Raw genomic sequence first — 19,087 nt, 5'->3', positions numbered from 1 at the left:
TATGCCGACATCATGTCGGCAAAGAGAGGGAGGGCGAGACGTCTGGCATCCCGATCGATGCGAAAGCCGCGAACGTGCCGGCGGCGAGTGCTCACGGCGCCGGATCCGCCAGCGCCAACGACCTGTCCACGAGGCCTACCTCAAAGCCACCCTTACCGCGGCCGTCCCCATCGCCGCCAGCGCAGCGCTCGTCGCGTTCACCGCGCCACGCATCCCGCACCGGCGGATACCACCGTGGCTGCGCCGGGCCAGCCCGCCGGTCCTGGCCATCGGCCTCGCCGGCGCAGGCCACGAACATGCATGCAGCCGCTGCTCGATGCTCTGGTCCGACCCCACACAACACGACCGACTCGCCGAGATCCGCGACAACCTCGTCGCCGGCATCGCCGAAACCGAACGCGAAGGTTGGCTCGGCGAAGTCGAAGGAATGCACATCAGCCTCGCCGGCGCCAACGACAAGCTGGCGCAGATCGACGAACGGGCGCACCGGGCACAAACGGTCAACCTGGGGCTTCCAGAGTCGCGGGGCCCCGATGAAGGCCGGGTCCGGTGGCGTCTACTCAGGACACCGTTCGAGTGCCACGCGTGCGACCGCCCCTTGAGCCGCCTCTTACTTCCACCAGTTCGGTCTCGCGACCTCGGGCGCCCCGGCCGAGCACCTGTTGAAGGGACGAACCAGATCCTTGCACGGAACCATTCGGCGGGCCGGTGATTATCGCTCGGCTCAAGATCAAATGAGTTCAGGGAAGGTGAACAGCATGCTTTCTACTTCCCTTTGTCGGTGGTTGAGTCGGTGGGAGGAGTCAGGAGACCCGGCCGGGCTGGCCACCGATGGCGTGCAACGGGAGCGCGGCGCTCGTCCAGGCACGCATACCGCCGGTCAGGTCGTGGATCTGTCGGCCTTCGCGGGCGAGTAGGGCGGTGGCCTGCCGCGAGCGGGCCCTGGACCGGCAGGCGGTGATCACGGGCCGGTCGGTCGGCACCTCGGCGAGCTGTCCGAGAGGGATGCGCCACGCCCATCGGGCATGCCCGGCGTGCCATTCGGCCGGGTCCCGAACGTCGAGCAGCACCGCGCCGTCGGCGGTCCGTGCGACGGCCTGCTGCGGATCTACATGGTGGTACGGCGTGGTGAGCTGCTGGTTCACAACCATTGGTTCCCCCTGATCCTGGCTGAGTGTGGTGATGGCCGCGCCCGCAGGCGGCACTCTTCTGCTCATATACGCCCGGGGGTATATGAGTATGGCGGGTGTGGTGTGTGTCGCCGTCGTGGGTGGCCGGCGAGAGGGCTGTTCAGGCCGTGGCGGGGTTGATGATCGCCTGGATGGCGACGAACGCGGCGATGGCGAAGACGAGCCAGGCGAAGGCGCGTTGCAGCCTTGGGGTGGGCAGCCGGGTGGCGAGCCGACCGGCGGCGAGGGATCCGATGATCGCGGCGAGGGTGAACGCCGCGGCGATGCCATAGCCGATGCTCGCGTCGCCGGCGTGCGCGGCGAACCCGGCGGCGGAGTTGACCACGATGATGACCAGCGAGGTGGCGACGGCGGCGGGCATGCTCAGGCCGAGCAACAGGACGAGGGCGGGGATGATGAGGAAGCCACCGCCGACGCCGAACAGGCCGGTAAGGAAGCCGACGCCGAGGCCGGCGACGATGGATTTGGGCAGGCAACCGCGCCAGTTGATGCCTCCACCGGGCAGGGCGCAGTCGCCACCGGAGTCGTCGGTGCCGCGCAGCATCCGCCACCCGGCGATGACCATCAGGACGGCGAAGCCGATCAGGACCAGACGCGGGTCGAGCAGCCGGTTGACGGCGGCGCCGGCGAACGCTGCGGCGGCGCCGGTGCCGCCGACGATGGCGGCGATGCGCAGCTGCACCAGCCCGTCCCGCAGCCGCGGGAGCAGGGCGGTAGCCGACGAGATGCCGACCACCAACAGGGAGGTGGGCACGGCGGTGGCCAGGGTGAGGCCGGCGCCGTAGACCAGAGCGGGGACGGCGAGGATCGAGCCGCCGCCGCCGAGCAGGCCGAGCAGGACCCCGATGAGCGCGCCGAACCCGATCGCGGCGATCATGACTGGGGCCGGATACGGATACAGCGGTGACACGGCACGGACTACCGCCGATCGCCGGTCAGCGCGGTGAGGACCTGGTCGAGGTCGGTGCGCGGGCCGCGGTTGTAGGACAGCTTCGCCAGAAGCATGCCCATCGCGCAGGTGTTGGTCAGCGCCGCGAACGTCAGCCCGGCGCCGATGAATGCGGCCACCCACTTGACCGGTTCGAGCAGGGTGCTGGCGAGCACCGCGGTCAGGACGATGCTGCCGGCGACGAGGCGGACCTGGCGTTCCAGGTCCCAGCGTGGGGTGCCGGTGGTGACCGGTGCATGGGCGGTCTGCCAGGCGGTGATGCCGCCGGTGAGCACCCGCAGGTTCGGCGGCCCGGCCGCGGCCAGGGCTTGTTCGGCCTGGGCGGCGCGCTGTCCGGAGCGGCAGACCAGGACAATCTGCTCGTCAAGGTGGGCACGGAGTTCGTCGCGGTGCTCGCGCAGCAGGTCGAGGGGCACGTTGTAGGAGCCGGGGATGTGCGCGGTCTCGAACTCGGCCGGGGTGCGCACGTCGATCAGCCGTGGCGCGTGGCCGGTGGTAAGCAGGTGTTGCAGGGCGGGGACGTCGAGCGCGGCGGGGGTGCCGGTGGGCGTGGTCATGGGGTGCGGGGTCCTCCTGTTTCAGGTTCCGGCAACGATGGGCAGACCGGCGTCGGCCGCGGTCGGGTAGGCGTCGTCGATGTGCACGACCTGGCGGCCGGCGCGTTGCAGCAGGCTGGTGGCGGCTGCGGCACGGTAGCCGGAGCCGCAGTGCACCCAGACCGTGCCGGCGGGCACGTCGGCGAGCCGGGCGGGTAGGTCGGGCAGCGGAATGTGGATCGCACCGTCGATGTGGTCGGTGCGCCACTCGTTGCTCATCCGGACGTCGAGCAGCACGTCGACGGCGGGAAGGCCGTGCGGCGGGGTACCGGTGCGAGCGGCGGCGAGGTCGGCGAAGGTAGCGGTGGCGAGGGCGGCGAGGCGAGCCTCGTGGCCGCCGGCCCACTGCCCGGGGTCGCCGGTGGCCGCGGCGGCAGGCCGGTCGATGCCGATGCGGGCCAGTTCTCGCTGAGCGTCCGCCACCTGTTCTGGATTGTCGCCGAGCAGAGTGATCGGCGCACCCCACGGGGCCATCCACGCCAGCCAGGTGGACATCGGGCCGTCCAGGCCGAAGCTGAGCGTGCCGGTCAGGTGCCGGTGCGCGAACGCCTTGCGCGAGCGGAGGTCGACGACCCACTCACCCGCCGCGATCCGGGCCGCGAGTTCGGCCGGGTCGGCGGCGGTGACCGGGGTGAGGTCGATCAGGTCGGCGCCGGCGGTGTTGCGGGCGCCCATGTGCGCGTAGTACGCCGGGTAGGCGTCCAGGGCGGCGAGGTTCTGCTCGACGAAGTCGTCGGTCTCCAGGCGCAGGGCCGGGTTGGCGGTGCGTTCCCGGCCGATGGTCGACTCCGGAGCGTCCGACTGCGTCGCGGAGCAGAAGCTGCCGAAGCCGTGGGTCGGCCACACCTGCGCGCCGTCGGGCAGCAGGTCGGCGAGGCGCCGTACCGAGGCGTGCTGGTGCTCGGCCAGGGTGTGGGCGTGCTGCTTGCCGAGCAGGTCGGTGCGGCCGGTGGTGCCGAACAGCAACGACCCGCCGGTGAACACCCCGACCGGCACGCCGGTGTCGTCCAGGACGTAGGACAGGTGGTGGAAGGTGTGGCCGGGCGTGGCCACTACCCGCAGCCGTATCCGCGCCGACACGCTGATCTCATCGCCGTCGGTCACCGGCCGCCGCTCGAATCCGACCTCGTCGTCGGCTGCCACCAGATAGGCGGCGCCGGTCAGCCTGGCCAGGGCAAGGCCGCCGGAGACATAGTCGTTGTGCACGTGGGTTTCGGCAACGTGGGTGATCCGCACGCCGAGCCGGCCGGCCAGGGCCAGAATCCGGTCGATGTCGCGTTGCGGGTCCACCACGATCGCGACCCGCCCGTCGTGGGCCAGGTAGCTGCGGTCACCCAGGGACGAAGTCTGCACGACCTCCACGCTCACCTCAGTCATCGCTGGTCATCTCCTCGTTTGTTCGGGCTGGTCAGTGGCTGGTCTCGACCGGATGTCCGGCCTGCCGCCAGGCCTCGGTGCCGCCGGCCAGCGACTGCACCCGGGCGCCCGCGGCGGACAGCAGCCGGGCGGCGGCGAGACTGCGGGCACCGGAGTGGCACACCGTCACCACGTCCTGCCCGGCATACCGGGCGGCGACCGCATCCACCTCGTCGAGCGGCACATTCACCGCACCCGGCAGATGACCGCCGGCGTACTCTCCTGGACTGCGCACGTCGAGCAGCGCGCCGGAAAACCCGCCGCGACCCAGCCGATCAACAGAGATCTCACTAAAAGTCATTTCAAAACTCCAACACGTAAATACCCCAGGGGGTATATGAAAGACGCGGTTCGGCCATGAAGCAGAGCTGAACTCGCGCCCCCTCGTGGGGGCGCGATCCCAGGCTCAGGACAGCGACATGAACAACTTCTCGAGCTCTTCCTCGCTCATCGGCGGCTCCTCGCCGCGCTGGCGGGCGGTCTGGCACTCCCGCATCCCGGTCGCGATGATCTTGAAGCCTGCCCGATCGACGGCGCTGGACACCGCGGACAACTGCGTGAGCACCCGCCTGCAGTCCTCACCGTTCTCGATCATGGCGATCACCGCGCCAAGCTGCCCCTGCGCCCGCTTCAAGCGGGTCAGCGCGTCCTTGAGTAGGACCGGACTCATCTCCATGGGTACCCACCTCCACCGCGAAATATACCCCAGGGGGTATCCCAACGGCGTAGGTAATATACCCCCAGGGGTATACGGAGCGTCCATGGTGACCTGCATCGCACCCGGCCGAAGCAGCACCGGTGAGGTGTGCGGCTTGCTGATACGCCGCTATCCGACGGCTCCGCCGACGGGTAGGCGCAGTGGCCGGGCGGTGGCGTGCCCACCCTGCACACTCGCGGCGACGCGCAGCAGGTCGTCTCACATGCTCGTGATCAGGTCGAGGTTGAGCCGGCGGGTCAGCAGCACCCTGGTCCGCGGGTACCGGTCCAGAAGTCGGCGCGGGGTATAAGAGTGTAATTGTGGTAGGGAGGGTCCCGGATCATCTGAATACAGATCAAAAGGTCAGGGGTTCGTCCCTTCGGGCGCACAGGCGATTAACGCCGTGACCTGTGGAAATGCAGGCAGCGGCGTTCTTCTTTCCCAAATTCGCCGCCCAGAATCCCATCTAATGGGACCGTGGTGATCGCGTGTCGGAGCACCGTCGATCCCTATTGGACAGATTGTGGCGGGCCTGGTTGAGGGGGATGGTGATCACCTTTGCCGGGGGCTACCCGACGTGGTAGCGAGCCGCCAGGAGGGGGCGGGTACCTTCGCGGTGTTCCTGCCTCTTGGCCACTCGGGAGCAGGTCGTCACCGGCCTTGGACGATGACGAACGGATGCGCCCGCGACGTCCAGCCACGCATCGGCCGTGGCGCCGCTTGGCGTTCGCAGTGGAGGCCGGCCAGCTGGTGACAGCCGCCGCGCGATCATGCCAGTAGGAGCGGGAGGGTGCGCTGGAGCCGAATTTGGCCACGGGGTAACGGATCAGGACTCGGTGTGGCTCTGTGCCAGCTCCTGGCGTAACTGCTCAAGCAGGGCGATGTCGTCGGCCAGGCCGAGGTGTTCGACCTGCTGGCCGAGGTCGACGACGTGTTCGAGTTCGATAACGGCCAGGGCGAGGTTGCCCTCGTCCCGGTGGATCGTCGCGATGTTGTACCGAGTGACCGCTTCGCCAGCCTGGTCGCCGATCTCCCGGGTTATGAGCATGGCCTGCCGGAAGTAGTCCAGGGCTTTCCCGTCGCTCGGCATCTTCTTGCCGGGTTACTAGTCCCTGGCAGGCCCGCGGGCTCGCCACCAACGTCGCTCGGCTTCCGGCCTGCCCGGATGGCGGGGCAACGTCCAAGTCGAGGTTGGGCTCGGCCGAGGAGCAACCGATGGGGCTGGCGGCCACGGTGCGGGACGCTGCTCACCCGCCGTCTGCTGGTTGACGGCTGCCGCATCGGTTTCGGGCGGCTGCGAAGTCGGTGATGGGCGTCTCATGACGTCAGGGCTTGTTGAGCCCGGGTCCCGGTCGATAGGTCTGAGGTCAGATCATTTCGAGCAAGGGACAAATCGTTGGGTTTCGGTCGGCCTAGTGTGGGACGACGGCTCGGGGGTGCGTTCTCCGTGCTGATGGTGTTGATGGTGGTGTCTGCGGGAGCGAACTGGTGGGCGATGTCCCAGCAGCAGCAGACCCAGCAGAAGCTCACCGACCTGCAGTTGGTGCAGGAGGATGTGGATCTCGCTCTTTATCAGATGGCGGACATCTCGGGCTGGCAGGGACTCGTCATTTCCGATGTCGCGGCGTACGGGGCGACGTTCGCTCTCGGCGAGGATGGTTACAACCGTACGGCGGAGCTCGAGGCCCGCGACGAGATGTACGAGAGCTTCGAGAAGGCGCACACCGGCCACATGACGGCCACGGAACGGGCGCTGTACGCGAAGCTGAAGCCAGCCTGGGACGACTTCTTCGCCTGGGACACCAAGGTGATGGACTGGATCGCGGATGACAGCAAGGCCGGCAAGGCCAAGGCGATGGACGCCATCAACGATGGTCCCGCGGCGGATTCCCTCGGCACGATCTACGACACGGCCGACGCCCTGGGGAAGTCCGTGGACAAGCGGATCGATGAGGCCCGCAAGCAGAGCCAGGACGCCGAACGGGTGAGCCGGTACGCCCTCGGTGGTGCTCTGCTCGTCGGGCTGGCCCTGGCCGTCGTGCTCGCCATTGTGGTCACGCGCTCCGTCGTCCGGCCGCTGTCGGTCGTCGTCGCCGCGCTCGGCAGGCTTGCCAAGGGAGACTTGACCGTGGAAGTCGATGTCAGGCGCGAGGACCAGCTCGGTCAGTTGGGGACGGCGTTGAACGAGACCGTCCAATCCCTACGGGGTACGGTCGGTGCGGTGTCCGGGCACGCCGACTCGCTTGCCGGCTCCTCGGACGATCTGTCTCGCACGGCTGAACAGATCGCTGCGTCGGCCGACGAGACGAGCGCACAGGCTCAGGAGGTCACCCGGGCGGCCGCGCAGGTGTCGTCGAACGTCGACGTCGTCGCTGCTGGAAGCACCGAGCTCGGCGCCGCGATCCGGGAGATCGCGCAGAATGCCAGCGAGGCTGCCGCCGTCGCGTCCGAGGCGGTCAGCGTGGCTCAGTCGACCAATGAGACGGTCGGCAAGCTCGGCGCCTCCTCGGCCGAGGTCGGCAACGTGGTCAAACTGATCAATGCCATCGCGGAGCAGACCAACCTGCTCGCGCTCAACGCCACGATCGAGGCTGCCCGTGCGGGCGAGGCGGGCAAGGGCTTCGCGGTCGTCGCCAGTGAGGTCAAGGATCTTGCACAGGAGACCGCGAAGGCGACCGGCGACATCTCGCAGCGGGTGGAGGCGATCCAGGCCGATACGGCGAGCGCGGTGAGCGCGATCGAACGGATCACTGAGATCATCGAGCGGATCAGTGAGTATCAGACCCGGATCGCTGCCGCGGTGGAGGAGCAAACAGCTACCACGGGTGAGATGAGCCGCAGCGTCGTCGAGGCCGCGGACAGCAGTCGCGACATCGCGGCCACGATCGCCGCGGTGGCTCAGGCAGCGGAGATCACCACGACCGGTGTGAGCGACTCCCAGCAGGCTGCCGCGGATTTGGCCCGCATGGGCGGAGAACTACGCGCCATCGTTGCGCGCTTCCAGTTGAACTGAGCGGCTCGCCGGCGAGCAGAACAGAATCGGTGGGGCGGGGGTGCTGGCCATGTCGCCGCTGGAGGTGTTCCGTGTGCCGGCGACCTGGAACGCACCGCGTTGATGTGTGCCCGGCCGTCGTCATCGATGCCGATGTCCGGGTGCGGTGTTGGCCAGCGACGCATCTCCTCCGTAGTGCGCGAGCACTCGGTGGTCCATCACACGGCGCCACAGCGGCGGGACCAGGGCCAGCAGGAGCATGGCGGCGTACCCGGCGGGCAGTTGCGGCGAGACGTCGAAGGAGCGCAGGGTCTGATAGCGGCGCAGCGGGTTGGCGTGATGGTCGCTGTGCCTCTGAAGCTGGAAGAGGAACACATTGGTGGTGAGCCGGTCGCTGTTCCAACTGTGCCGCGGATCGACCTTCTCGTAGCGGCCGGCGGCGTTACGCTGCCGGAGCAGCCCGTAGTGTTCGAGGTAGTTGACCGCCTCCAGCACGGAGAATCCGACCACGGCCTGCAGGGCCAAGAAGGTAAGGACGGCTGGGCCGAAGGCCAGCGCCAGCGCGGCGAACAGCACGACCGTCATCGCCCAGGCGTTGAGGATGTCGTTGCGGGGATGCCACCGGCTGCGCTCGCGCAGCCGGTGGCGGTTGCTCTCCAGATGCCAGGACGAGCGCAGGCCGCCGAGCACGGTACGCGGCCAGAATCGCCAGAAGGACTCGCCGAGCCGGGAACTGGCCGGGTCCTCAGGCGTGGCGACGCGTACGTGGTGCCCGCGGTTGTGTTCGACGAAGAAGTGCCCGTACCCGGTCGGTGCCAGAGCGATTTTGGAAAGCCAGCGTTCCACCGCCTCCCGCTTGTGGCCCAGTTCGTGGGCGGTGTTGATGGCGATGCCGTTGACCAGTCCCGCGGTGAGCACGAGCCCGATGCCGCCGATCGGTCCTGGACCGGCGGCCCAGGCCGCGCAGGTGACAGCGAGGGCGGCGTATTGAGCGGGCAGGAAGAGGTAGGTGATCCAGCGATAGTACGGCGAGGCCTGCAGCGCGGGCACCGCCTCGTCGGGTGGGTTCGCCCGGTCGTCGCCGATGACGACGTCGATGAGCGGGATGACACCGAGGATGAAGATCGGGGTCAGCCACCAGGCCCACTTGGAGCCGGTGACCACGGCGAGCAGCACTGCGGCGAACGGCAGCGCGGGCACGACGAGCGCAAGTGGCCAGAGCGGGCGTTTGGCGTCGCGCCACGGCGTTATGGCGGTGTCCATGCCTCGATGCTTTACATTGATGGCTGTGGTGTCAAGTAAATGGACATAGTTCGTTGTCCAGTCAAGCGTGAATGAAGCACCCCGGAGGCGTCGACACGGGAGTGTTGACATCGGCTCGAAGGGTGTCGATATAGTTGACACGGGTTAGGGTGATGTACAGTCCGCTTCGGTATCGGAAGGCGTCCCACCCCATCGCCCCCGTTGTGCCGGGACGTCTTCCGATCCGCTCTGCTTGACTGTTTGTCAGCGCATCAGGCGTACGAACACGTCAGCGAGCGCGTCGGCGGACTCGGGCGGGGACGCGAGCGGCAGGAGGATGTGGCTGACGGTAAGCCGCACGATGGACTCGGCGGCCAGCGTGACCGTTGTGGGTTCGAGGCCAGGTACATGAACCCCCGCCCAGTCCTCAATGACCGCTCCGGCGGTTGCCAGCACAGCGCCGGAGCGGGTGGTGAGGTAGGGGAGCAACTCGTCGGCTCCGCCTCGCGCGCCGGTCAGGATGGCATGGACCAGCGGATTGCGGGCAGCTTCCTGCAGGGTGTGCAGAATGGCGGCATGTCCGGCGGCGCGTACGTCGCCGCCGTGGTCGAAGAGCCGGCTCCGTACCTCTGCAGCGAATTGATTGATCTCGCGCAGCGCCAGCGCTTCGGCGAGCCCGCCGCGGCCGTCGAACTCGTTGTAAACCGTCTGCCGGCTGACTCCGGCGGCGCGAGCCACGTCAGCCATACGCACGTTCTCCCAGCCGCGCTCCACAGCGAGATCCCGAGCGGCACCGATCAGGATGTCACGAAGCCGTGCCCGGCTGGCTTGGCGATACGAAGGGCTGCTTTCCATCGGGTGCAGAGCATAGCCAGGACGTCGCGACGAAGACGTCGCCAGGGCCATGCGCGCGGCGCGCGTCGGCGCGCAGGTTGAGAACCCAAAGCCGCGGCAAGCCCCAGATTTGCATGGTGCATCCTCCGCTGCCGAAGACGGCCGTTCGGCACAAGCTTCTTCGGCAGGCGGGCACGGGTCACCAGTTCCGCCATGCGAAGCTGCAGGATCTGTTGTCCGACGATGACGGCCCACCTCGATAATCCGCGCCGTGATGCCTTCGGGGTTGTCGGCGTGGGCCCGGACGCGTCGCGGTCAGTGCGAGGCATTGGCCGAGTGGCTGCATCAGCCTCGATACCCTGACAAATGGCGGTTCGATAGGACCCCCGAGATAGAGTGTGGCCTCTGAACGTGCGGTTCGCGCGCGAGGGTCACCAGCTCCGCGACCACCACCCCCGTGGACCCGGTACGGTTCGGCGGGTCGGCCACGTGCGGCGGCTGCACCGCGTACTGGATCAACTTCGGTGTGTGCGCATGGTCGACTGCAGCACCACCGGCGAGATCGTCTTCTACAATTCCGACGGCCACCAAGGTCGGCAAGATCCTGGCAGCGGCCTCGGGCTCTCACGCCGCGTGTGACCGGAACGTTCCGCGGTACGCCTGCGGGGTGGTGCTCAATCGCTGGGCGAAGTGATGCCGCAGGCTGGCCGCGCTGCCGAAGCCAGTCCGCGCGGCGATCGCGTCCATGCCGAGGTCGGAGTCCTCGAGCAGCCGGCGGGCGAGAAGCAGCCGCTGGTTGGTGAGCCAGTCGTGTGGGGTGGCGCCGGTCTCTTTGCGGAACTTGCGGGCGAACGTGCGCGGCGCCATGTGGGCGAACCCGGCCATCGTGTCGACGCTGTGCGGCTGGTCCAGCGTGCCGAGCACCTGGGTGAGCACCGGCTGCAGCGTCTCGCACTGAACCGGTTGCAGCGGGGTCTCGATGAACTGCGCCTGGCCGCCGTCCCGATGCGGCGGCACGACCAGCCGCCGTGCGAGGGCGGTGGCGATCGCGATGCCGTACTCCTGACGTACGAGATGCAGCCCCGCGTCCAGGCTCGCAGCCGTGCCCGCGCTGGTCAGGATCTTGCCGTCCTGGACGTAGAGCACATCCGGGTCGACCTTGGCGGCCGGGTAACGTAGCGCCAGCTCGTCGGTGTGCCGCCAGTGCGTGGTGCAGCGGCGGCCGTCGAGCAGGCCGGCCTCGCCGAGCGCGAACGCGCCGGTGCACACGCTCATCACCCAGGCGCCCCGCTCGTGCGCCCGGCGCAGCGCCCCGATCACCGCGGGGGCCACCGAGTAGCCGTTGTGGCAATAGCGCGCAACGGCGACCAGGTCTGCCGCCTCGACGCGCGATAGGTCGTTCTGGACGCTGATGTCGAAGCCGGTGTGGGTGGGCACCGGACGCCCGTCGAGCGAGCAGACGGCGAAATCGTAGCCGGGCAGGCCCTCGTCTCTGCGGTCATATCCGAACAACTCGCAGAGCACGCCCAACTCGAAAGCTGCGACCTCGGGAAGGGCGATCACGGCCACGTTACGGACCATGGGACGCAGCCTATCGCGGTTGGCAGGATTTCGAAGATGTATGGCGCCGCTGCCGGTGTCAATCATGGCCGATCGGGCGAAGACTTGTCGTCATGGCATTCGGCATACGGGTCTTCCCTGCTCAGCACCCTCGAAGCGATGGTCGGCAAGGTCGCCCCTAACCATAGGGATCGGAGATTTGATCACCGCAAGATTTCTTTCACCGCTGCCACGCCGAGAGGCCGAGCGCGGACTGGGAGCCGACAGCCGATACCGCCCAGGCACGAGCCCTTACCGGGCCCGGCCCGGTCTGGTACGCGGCGATGCGGCCAGCTCAATCGCACCGCATTCACCAGATGGAAAGCGAATGCCAGCAGAATTCGAATGTTCCGGCAACCCCGATACCGCGCTGCCCCGCCTCCCGGCGGTGCTTGCCGCGGCGTTGGACGCCTATCTCGCCTTCGACGCCAGCGGGCGGGTGCTCGCCTGGAACCCCGCCGCGGAGACCACGTTCGGCTACACCTCAGCGCAGGCGTGCAGCCGGTCTGTGGTGGAGTTGATCATGCCTCCCGAAGCGCGGGCCGCCGGCCGGGCCGAACTCGCGGCACTGACCAGCAGCCTGCCCGGGCAGAAGCAGGCCCTGCGGCTGCAGCGGACCGCCTGGCACGCCAATGGTCACGAGGTCCCGACCGAGATGACGATAACCGCCACCGACGAGCCCACCGGCAGGGTGTTCCACGTCTTCGCCCACGACATCACCACCACCCAGCGGGCCAGCCGCTTCGCCGCAGCCGAAGCCGCCGTCGCCCGCGGCCTGGCCGAAGCCGAGTCCAGCACCATCGCCGCAGCCCGGGTCGTCGAGGCCCTCGGCGTCAAGATGGGCTGGCCGGTCACCGAGCTGTGGGTCGTCGACGACGACCGGCAGCTGCTGACCTGCGCCGCCCGCTACGTCGAACCCGGCCGGCGGCTGCACGACTTCGCCGTCGACACCGTGGAGCCGGGCGTCACGCTGCCCGGCCGGGTATGCGCCGACGGCACGGCACACTGGATCACCGACCTGGGCGCCGACACCAAGTCCCCGCGCAGCCGGGCCGCAGCCCGGATCGGACTACGTGTCGCCGTCGGGGTCCCGTTGTGCGCGGCCGGCCGTGTCATCGGCGCTCTGTGCGTCTACGGGGACCGCGTCGAAGATCCGGAAGACACCCTGTTGGGCCTGTTCAGCGGCCTCGCCGCCCAGATCGGGCAGTACGTGGAACGGCGCCGCGCCGAAGAGCTCGCCATCGAACTGGCCCGCACCAAGGACGAGTTCCTCGCCATGGTCACCCACGAACTACGCAACCCGCTCGCCGCGATCACCGGCACCGCCACTCTCCTGCAAGAGGCATTCGACGACCTGACCCACGACGAACAACGGCACTATCTGCGCATCGTCACCCGTAACGCCGAACGGCTGTCCGTCATGGCCGACGATCTGCTCGACCTGGCCCGGCTGGAGTCCGGGCACCTCGCCATCAACCCCACCAGCACCGATCTGGGCGCCATCATCCGGCAAGCGGTGGACGCCGCCGCCTCACCGGCCGCCGGCAAAGGCCTCACCATCACCACCCAGCTGCCTGAACACCTCGAGTTGCACGCCGACCCGGATCGGCTACGCCAAGTCGCCGACAACCTGGTGTCGAACGCCGTCAAGTACACGCCGGCCGGCGGCACGATCACCATCACCGCCGCCCTCGACGACACCGGCCGGACCATCACCTGGTCCGTCGCCGACACCGGTATCGGGATTCCCGCCGCTGAACGACCCCGCCTCTTCCGCCGTTTCTACCGCGCCTCCAGTGCGCTGGACCGATGTATTCCCGGCACCGGCCTCGGCCTGGTCATCGCCCGCACCATCATCGAAAGCCACCAAGGAACCATTACCCTCAGCGACCATGAGGGCCCGGGCGCCACCTTCACCATTGAAATCCCGGTCAAGCCGAGATCGGAGAGACTGTGAAATCGGGTAATGCGGAGGCGTTGAGGGTCTGGGACGGTGACACGCCGAATCTTGCACGGTAGGAATTCGCGAAACGTCCCAGATGTGTGAAACCCCAGCGGTGCGCGACGGCCGCCACCGTCGTCTGGCCGGGCGCCGCCCGCCGAAGCTCCTCGTGGGCGCGGTCAAGGCGGACCTGCCGCAGGTACGCGGTGGGCGACATGCCGACGTATCGCTGGAAGCCCGCCTGCAGTGCCCGTTCGCTCACGCCGGTGGTGTCGGCGAGTGCAGCGATGGTGATCGGCTGCTGGGGATGGCTGTGCAGGAGGTCGATCGCCTGACGTATCGCGCGGGGCGCTGGATAGGGTCCGCCGGGCGTGGCCAGCCGTTCCCGGTACGGGTGGTCGCCGGCGAGCAGCAGACCGCGCAGGATTACTTCCTGCAGGTGTTCGGCGAGCAGCGGGTTCTGTGTCAGGCCACGGTTCTCCCCCAGAGCGTCCGCGGCGAGCGCACGGATCATCTCGGTCCATGTCCGGCCCGGTGCGTGGGATTGGTCCAGCTGACGGCTGAGCGGAATCGGTGACCGGACGGGGGTGTCGAGCATGCGTTCCAGCTGCGTTTCGAGGGCGCCGCGGTCGATCTTCACTGCCAGCAGCCGGCAGTCGCCGGTCCACCGGTGAAGGACCGTGTCGCCGACCGGCTGGAACAACGCCCCGCAGGTGTCGGTGGCCACCTGGGGTTCATCGCGGCCCTGCTGCCATTCGAGCCGGCCGGACAGGATCACGTCGACGTGGTACGCGCCGAGCTCGTGCAGCCTCAGCTTGAGGTCCGTACCGAAACGCACGTCTCCGATCGTGACCGGGCCGAGGTTGGTGACCCTCAGATGGGTGTCGAGGCTCTGGGCCGGCTCCAGCATGTCGACGAAATTGGAGTAGAAGTGCTCGGCGAGCACCAGCCGGGTCTCGTCCAGATCAGAGCTGTGCAGGGTGACAGGGCGGGCTCCGTCATCGGTTTCGTATCCGGACACACGGCATCACCTCGTCACCTTCGTATCCCGTGCTCGGATCGTGATTCTCATGAGCTGCCGGGGCCACCTTCAAGTCGTGGATCATTTGGCTATCCGGATACCGAAGGCTTCGATCCATTTCCCGTAGTGAGCTGTTCTACAGAATGGCGATAATTCGTTTTCGGGCTCAGATGCCGTCGTCATAAGGCCGATGGCTGGTCGTGCGACTTACGCGGATATGGTGCTGGTGGCTCGCGGCCGGTGTGCTGGCGACGACCGGGTGCTTCCTGCTGCCTGCCTCATCAATCACGGCGAGGATCTGCTACAACGCGATCGGCTTGGCGTCCGCGGTGGCCCTCCTCGTCGGTGTGCGGCTGTACCAGCCGCGGCGCCCCGGCTTGTGGTACTGGTTCGCGGCCGGGCAGGTGCTGGCGGTGCTCGGCGACATCACGTACGACTACTACCTGTACGGCTTGGGCGACGAGCCGTACCCCTCGATCGCTGATGCCTTCTACCTTGCCTCCTACCCTTTGCGATTCACGGGTCTGCTGCTGCTGTCGCGCCGCCGGCAGCCGGGCGGCGAGACCGGCCGCCTGATCGACGCAGCCATCGCCGCCATTGGGCTCGGCCTGGTGCTGTGGACGTTCGTCCTGCACCCGACCGTGGCCGACGGCTCGGCCCCGGCTCTGGAACGTGTGATCAGCACCGTGTATCCCGTGGCGGACCTGTTGCTCCTGGTGATGCTGGCGTGGATGTTCACCGATCGGCGCGGCCGCACTCCCAGCAGCAGGCTGCTCAACGCCGCCGCAGCGACACTGCTGGCCGCGGACACCAGCTACTCCGTGGCGATCGTCTACTTCAATGCCGACCCGTTTCCTCTGGACGCGATGTTCATCGCCTCCTCCCTGCTCTGGGCTGCGGCCGCCTTGCACCCTTCGATGGCGGCGGACACCGGCGTGGTACGGCTCCCGAGCACCGAGCACAGTGTGGCCCGCTTGTGCGTACCCGCCGCGTGCTCACTACTCGGACCGGCGCTGCTTCTTACCCCGTACGCCGGGAAGAACACCCTGAACAGCACGGTCATCGCCTACGGCACCATCGTCCTCATCATGCTCACCGTCGCTCGGATGGCCATGATCCTGACGCAGCTGAAAACGCAGTCACACGACATGGAAACGCTCGCCATGCAGGACGAAATGACAGGTCTGGCCAATCGGCGTCGATTCGAGAACGCATTGCGCACCGCGATGGCCGGCGGATCAGCACAGGTGGCGTTGCTCGGGTTGAACGGCTTCAAGAACGTCAACGACGAACTCGGGCGGCCGGTCGGCGACCATGCCCTCGCCTCTCTTGCCCAGCGACTGGCGCGGACGGTCCCGGACGGCGCTCTGCTCGCCCGGATAGGCGGCGACGAATTCGCTGTCCTGCTGCCCGGCAGGAGTTCCTCGGAATCCGGATCGCTGGCCACGCAACTCGCCGCCCAACTGCGTGAACCCGTTCACGCGTGCGGCCACGATCTGCTCGTGGGCGCCGGTATAGGTGTCGCCGGCGGCGAGCGCGACGACCCGATGGAGGTGCTGCGCCGGGCCGAGGCGGCGATGTATGCCGCCAAGCGGGCCGGGCAGGCGTACCGACGCTGGGATCCGGCCCTGGACGAGCAGTCGACGGGGCACGCCAGGCTCGGCGCCGAGATGCGGATCGCGCTGGACACCGGCCAGTTCCAGGTCGTCTACCAGCCGATCGTGGCCTACCCGGAGGGCCGTGTCGCCGCCGTCGAGGCGCTGGTGCGCTGGGAACACCCACAGCGAGGCACGGTCAGCCCCGCACAATTCGTTCCGGTGGCCGAACAGAACGGCCTCATCATCGAACTCGGTGCGTGGATCCTTCGGACGGCCTGCCGGCGAATGGCACGGTGGCGGGCTGAACTCGGTGGCAGCGCACCCGACAAGGTCAGCGTCAACGTCTCCGCCCGTCAACTCGCCGGGCCCGGATTCGCCACGACCGTCGCCGACATCTTGGCCGAGACGGGACTTCCTCCACACCACCTCGCCGTCGAGGTCACCGAGACCTCCGTCTTCGAGGGCGGCCAGGCTGTGACAACGCTGCACGAACTGCGGAAGATCGGCGTACAGATCGCGCTGGACGATTTCGGCACCGGACACTCGTCACTCGGCCTGTTGCAGACGGTGCCGGTCGACATCCTCAAAGTCGACAAGTCGTTCGTCGACAACGTCACGGAGGCCGGCCGGCACAGCGTGATAGCGGAGGCGCTCATTCAGATCAGCACCGAACTCGGCATGACCGCCGTCGCCGAAGGCGTCGAGACCGCCGAGCAGGCCGACGCGCTCCACCAGCTCGGCTACACCCTGCTGCAGGGCTACCACTTCAGCCGTCCACTCGCCGAGCCCGATTTCGGCCGAAGGCCCACCACAACCGGCGGCATGACGACGGCCGCCGTCGTCGGCCAGGCGCACCCCGGCCTGCAGGACGCCACCATGCGATGAACGTGATCTCGGCCGGCGGCCACCAGCACCGCATGCCGAGCGGTCAACGCTTTCGCTGCGCTCGCCTGCGGAACCTTTCCGGATCCTGTGGGCCGGCGCCGCGGGGTGCTGACCCGGCATGGGCGGGATCGTCAGATGACGGCTCTGACGCGGAGACGGTGATCGGACAGCCTCCGTCCTCTGTGGTCCGGGTTCGCGCGATCATGACGCTCGTGCGATCTGATCGCTACGGCCACGTATCCGGCCTCCGCCGCTGCGGTGGCCGGAAACGTGCGGCCGTCAGGGTTTGAGGACGACCTTCTCGCAGTCGTCCTGCTTGTTCTTGAACATCTCGAAGCCGTGTTCCGCCTGGTCGAGCGGCAGGGTGTGGGTGATGATCCGGGTCGGGTCGATCTCGCCGCGTTCGATGCGCTGCAGCAGCGGCTTCATGTAGCGCTGGACGTGGCATTGGCCGGTGCGCAGGGTCAGCGACCGGTTCATCCAGGCGCCGGCCGGGAACTTGTCGAGGAAGCCGCCGTACACGCCGATGACCGAGACCACGCCGCCGCTGCGGCACGACATGATCGCCTGGCGTAGGGCGTGCGGGCGTTCGGTCTCGGACCGTACGGCCTGCTTGATCCGATCGTAGGCGGCGATATGGGCGCTGCCGTGGCTGGCTTCCATGCCGACCGCGTCGATGCATTTGTCCGGCCCCCGGCCGCCGGTGAGCTCCAGCAGCCGCGACCGAACGTCGACCTCGTCGAAGTTCACTGGGATGTAGCCGGCCTGCTCGGCCATCTGCAGCCGGTACGGTTCCTTGTCGATGGCGATGACCTTCGCGGCGCCGAGCACCCGGGCACTGTCCATGGCGAACTGGCCGACGGGGCCGGCGCCCCATACCGCGACCACGTCGCTGGGCTGGATGTCGCACATCTCGGCGCCCATGTAGCCGGTGGGCAGGATGTCGGACAGGAACAGCACCTGCTCGTCGGTGAGGTCGGATTCGATCCTCAGCGGGCCGACGTCGGCGAACGGCACCCGCGCGTACTGGGCCTGACCGCCCGCGAAGCCGCCGGTCAGATGCGAATAGCCGAAGATCCCGGCGACCGGGTGGCCGAACATCTTCTCCGCGATCCCGGCGTTGGGGTTCGAGTTCTCGCAGCAGGAGTACATGTCGGCAGCGCAGGCCGCGCAGCCACCGCACGCGATCGGGAACGGCACGACCACCCGGTCACCGACGCGCAACCTGTCTGCGGCCACGCCCGAACCGACCTCGATCACCTCGCCCATGAACTCATGGCCCATGACGTCGCCGTCCTGCATCGTGGGCACGTACCCGTCGACCAGGTGCAGGTCCGAGCCGCAGATCGCGGTGGAGGTGATCCGTACGATGGCATCTCGCTTGTTGAGGATCTTCGGGTCCGGCACGTCACGGACCTCGACCTTGTTGCGGCCGGCCCAGGTGTTCGCTCTCACTGGTCGGCTCCCTTCGCGAGGTCGGCGTCCGACAGCGGTTGCGCCGGGCGCTGCGGGAACTCCTTGCGGGCCCGTTTGCCCCACGGGGCGCCGTCGGAGCGGACCACCTCCCCGGTCTCCAGGACCTGCTTGAGCCGGCGCAGGTCGTCGTCGAGCTGCTGATGCGGCTCCTCACCGAAATACTTCGCGACCGCCTTGCCGACCGCGCCGCCCGGAATCTCGTAGGTCAGCAGGACGTGTACCTCGGTGCTCACCCCGTCCGGGGCCGGCAGGAACCGGACCGTGCCGGCGTTCGGCACGTCGGCGTTGCCGGTCGAGCGCCACGCGATCTTCTCGCCGGGCGTCTCGTCGACGATCTCCGCGTCCCACCCGACGTCCTTGCCGAACGGGGCGGCGGCGGTCCACCGACTCGTCCTGTCGCCTGTGGTGCGGACCTGTTCGAGATGCGCCATGAACGTCGGCAGGTTCTCCAGATCGCGCCAGAACGCGTACACCTCAGACGCGGGTTTACGAATGGTTGTCGTGGCCGTCAACTCCATGGATCCTCCATAAGGTTGTTGATTGTCTGGGGTTGATGCCCCGGATGCCCGGGACGGTGGGGTGTGGCTGATGGTTTCTTGCCGTTGGGTGGTTCCGAAGGAGTGGCCGCCCTGCCGTTCCCGATGGCCTGG

At 68.1% G+C, this 19,087-nt stretch carries 17 protein-coding genes; 3 read left to right on the top strand and 14 right to left on the bottom strand.

Features of this window, described 5'->3' with window-relative positions; all coding sequences use genetic code 11:
• Positions 1-91 precede the first annotated feature (91 nt).
• The 8 genes from J5X75_RS40920 to J5X75_RS40885 all read right to left on the bottom strand — a co-directional run bounded on the left by J5X75_RS40920 (position 92) and on the right by J5X75_RS40885 (position 5,938).
• On the bottom strand, positions 92-487 hold the full coding sequence (locus tag J5X75_RS40920; RefSeq protein WP_208473114.1) for a hypothetical protein: 396 nt from the start codon (positions 485-487) through the stop codon (positions 92-94).
• A 316-nt stretch (positions 488-803) separates the two neighbouring features.
• Positions 804-1,151, bottom strand: a complete 348-nt coding sequence (locus J5X75_RS40915) for a rhodanese-like domain-containing protein (protein WP_208473113.1) — start codon at positions 1,149-1,151, stop codon at positions 804-806.
• Between the two features lie 139 nt (positions 1,152-1,290).
• On the bottom strand, positions 1,291-2,067 hold the full coding sequence (locus J5X75_RS40910) for a sulfite exporter TauE/SafE family protein (RefSeq protein WP_208473112.1): 777 nt from the start codon (positions 2,065-2,067) through the stop codon (positions 1,291-1,293).
• 41 nt (positions 2,068-2,108) lie between these two features.
• Positions 2,109-2,696, bottom strand: coding sequence for a rhodanese-like domain-containing protein (locus tag J5X75_RS40905; protein WP_208473111.1), 588 nt, complete (start codon positions 2,694-2,696; stop codon positions 2,109-2,111).
• Positions 2,697-2,717: 21 nt separating this feature from the next.
• Entirely contained in the window at positions 2,718-4,112 is a 1,395-nt protein-coding gene (locus J5X75_RS40900) for an MBL fold metallo-hydrolase (RefSeq protein ID WP_208473110.1), read from the bottom strand.
• A gap of 31 nt (positions 4,113-4,143) precedes the next feature.
• On the bottom strand, positions 4,144-4,452 hold the full coding sequence (locus J5X75_RS40895; RefSeq protein ID WP_208473109.1) for a rhodanese-like domain-containing protein: 309 nt from the start codon (positions 4,450-4,452) through the stop codon (positions 4,144-4,146).
• 105 nt (positions 4,453-4,557) lie between these two features.
• Positions 4,558-4,827: a metal-sensitive transcriptional regulator gene (locus J5X75_RS40890; RefSeq protein ID WP_208473108.1), complete on the bottom strand. Its 270-nt coding sequence runs from the start codon at positions 4,825-4,827 to the stop codon at positions 4,558-4,560.
• Positions 4,828-5,674: 847 nt separating this feature from the next.
• The gene (locus J5X75_RS40885; protein WP_208473107.1) at positions 5,675-5,938 is read right to left on the bottom strand and encodes a hypothetical protein; all 264 of its coding nucleotides are present in this window, start codon (positions 5,936-5,938) and stop codon (positions 5,675-5,677) included.
• A 363-nt stretch (positions 5,939-6,301) separates the two neighbouring features.
• On the opposite strand from J5X75_RS40885, the gene J5X75_RS40880 reads away from it, so the two are divergent.
• Positions 6,302-7,861, top strand: coding sequence for a methyl-accepting chemotaxis protein (locus J5X75_RS40880; RefSeq protein WP_208473145.1), 1,560 nt, complete (start codon positions 6,302-6,304; stop codon positions 7,859-7,861).
• A gap of 120 nt (positions 7,862-7,981) precedes the next feature.
• Here J5X75_RS40880 and J5X75_RS40875 read toward each other — a convergent pair whose 3' ends face one another.
• The 3 genes from J5X75_RS40875 to J5X75_RS40865 all read right to left on the bottom strand — a co-directional run bounded on the left by J5X75_RS40875 (position 7,982) and on the right by J5X75_RS40865 (position 11,497).
• On the bottom strand, positions 7,982-9,103 hold the full coding sequence (locus J5X75_RS40875; RefSeq protein WP_208473106.1) for an alkane 1-monooxygenase: 1,122 nt from the start codon (positions 9,101-9,103) through the stop codon (positions 7,982-7,984).
• 243 nt (positions 9,104-9,346) lie between these two features.
• Positions 9,347-9,937 carry a TetR/AcrR family transcriptional regulator gene (locus tag J5X75_RS40870; RefSeq protein WP_208473105.1) on the bottom strand — a complete coding sequence of 197 codons (591 nt, stop codon included), beginning with the start codon at positions 9,935-9,937 and terminating at the stop codon, positions 9,347-9,349.
• Positions 9,938-10,540: 603 nt separating this feature from the next.
• Positions 10,541-11,497, bottom strand: a complete 957-nt coding sequence (locus J5X75_RS40865) for a GlxA family transcriptional regulator (RefSeq protein ID WP_208473104.1) — start codon at positions 11,495-11,497, stop codon at positions 10,541-10,543.
• Positions 11,498-11,843: 346 nt separating this feature from the next.
• On the opposite strand from J5X75_RS40865, the gene J5X75_RS40860 reads away from it, so the two are divergent.
• Positions 11,844-13,472, top strand: coding sequence for a sensor histidine kinase (locus tag J5X75_RS40860; RefSeq protein ID WP_208473103.1), 1,629 nt, complete (start codon positions 11,844-11,846; stop codon positions 13,470-13,472).
• Here J5X75_RS40860 and J5X75_RS40855 read toward each other — a convergent pair.
• Positions 13,447-14,478 (bottom strand): AraC family transcriptional regulator, encoded by a 1,032-nt coding sequence (locus J5X75_RS40855; RefSeq protein ID WP_208473102.1) that lies wholly within the window; start codon positions 14,476-14,478, stop codon positions 13,447-13,449. The genes J5X75_RS40860 and J5X75_RS40855 overlap by 26 nt on opposite strands.
• 317 nt (positions 14,479-14,795) lie before the next feature.
• Here J5X75_RS40855 and J5X75_RS40850 point away from each other — a divergent pair, with 317 nt between their 5' ends.
• Positions 14,796-16,961 (top strand): putative bifunctional diguanylate cyclase/phosphodiesterase, encoded by a 2,166-nt coding sequence (locus J5X75_RS40850; protein WP_238490871.1) that lies wholly within the window; start codon positions 14,796-14,798, stop codon positions 16,959-16,961.
• A gap of 279 nt (positions 16,962-17,240) precedes the next feature.
• Here J5X75_RS40850 and J5X75_RS40845 read toward each other — a convergent pair whose 3' ends face one another.
• Entirely contained in the window at positions 17,241-18,416 is a 1,176-nt protein-coding gene (locus J5X75_RS40845; RefSeq protein WP_208473100.1) for a zinc-dependent alcohol dehydrogenase, read from the bottom strand.
• Positions 18,413-18,955 carry an SRPBCC family protein gene (locus J5X75_RS40840; protein ID WP_208473099.1) on the bottom strand — a complete coding sequence of 181 codons (543 nt, stop codon included), beginning with the start codon at positions 18,953-18,955 and terminating at the stop codon, positions 18,413-18,415. The genes J5X75_RS40845 and J5X75_RS40840 overlap by 4 nt, the downstream gene beginning before the upstream one ends.
• Positions 18,956-19,087: the final 132 nt, after the last annotated feature.

The organism is Actinoplanes flavus (assembly GCF_017592555.1).
In the GTDB taxonomy this organism is placed as follows: Bacteria; Actinomycetota; Actinomycetes; order Mycobacteriales; family Micromonosporaceae; genus Actinoplanes; species Actinoplanes flavus.
This window is presented reverse-complemented; position numbering and strand designations above follow the sequence as displayed.

Excerpts from the sequence above, each read along its gene's own strand:
- J5X75_RS40905 (WP_208473111.1), bottom strand. The coding sequence starts at position 2,696 with ATGACCACGCCCACCGGCACCCCCGCCGCGCTCGACGTCCCCGCCCTG.
- J5X75_RS40900 (WP_208473110.1), bottom strand. The coding sequence starts at position 4,112 with ATGACTGAGGTGAGCGTGGAGGTCGTGCAGACTTCGTCCCTGGGTGAC.
- J5X75_RS40885 (WP_208473107.1), bottom strand. The coding sequence starts at position 5,938 with ATGCCGAGCGACGGGAAAGCCCTGGACTACTTCCGGCAGGCCATGCTC.
- J5X75_RS40870 (WP_208473105.1), bottom strand. The coding sequence starts at position 9,937 with ATGGAAAGCAGCCCTTCGTATCGCCAAGCCAGCCGGGCACGGCTTCGT.
- J5X75_RS40865 (WP_208473104.1), bottom strand. The coding sequence starts at position 11,497 with ATGGTCCGTAACGTGGCCGTGATCGCCCTTCCCGAGGTCGCAGCTTTC.
- J5X75_RS40875 (WP_208473106.1), bottom strand. The coding sequence starts at position 9,103 with ATGGACACCGCCATAACGCCGTGGCGCGACGCCAAACGCCCGCTCTGG.
- J5X75_RS40880 (WP_208473145.1), top strand. The coding sequence starts at position 6,302 with ATGGTGTTGATGGTGGTGTCTGCGGGAGCGAACTGGTGGGCGATGTCC.
- J5X75_RS40915 (WP_208473113.1), bottom strand. The coding sequence starts at position 1,151 with ATGGTTGTGAACCAGCAGCTCACCACGCCGTACCACCATGTAGATCCG.
- J5X75_RS40895 (WP_208473109.1), bottom strand. The coding sequence starts at position 4,452 with ATGACTTTTAGTGAGATCTCTGTTGATCGGCTGGGTCGCGGCGGGTTT.
- J5X75_RS40840 (WP_208473099.1), bottom strand. The coding sequence starts at position 18,955 with ATGGAGTTGACGGCCACGACAACCATTCGTAAACCCGCGTCTGAGGTG.
- J5X75_RS40910 (WP_208473112.1), bottom strand. The coding sequence starts at position 2,067 with ATGATCGCCGCGATCGGGTTCGGCGCGCTCATCGGGGTCCTGCTCGGC.
- J5X75_RS40890 (WP_208473108.1), bottom strand. The coding sequence starts at position 4,827 with ATGGAGATGAGTCCGGTCCTACTCAAGGACGCGCTGACCCGCTTGAAG.
- J5X75_RS40860 (WP_208473103.1), top strand. The coding sequence starts at position 11,844 with ATGCCAGCAGAATTCGAATGTTCCGGCAACCCCGATACCGCGCTGCCC.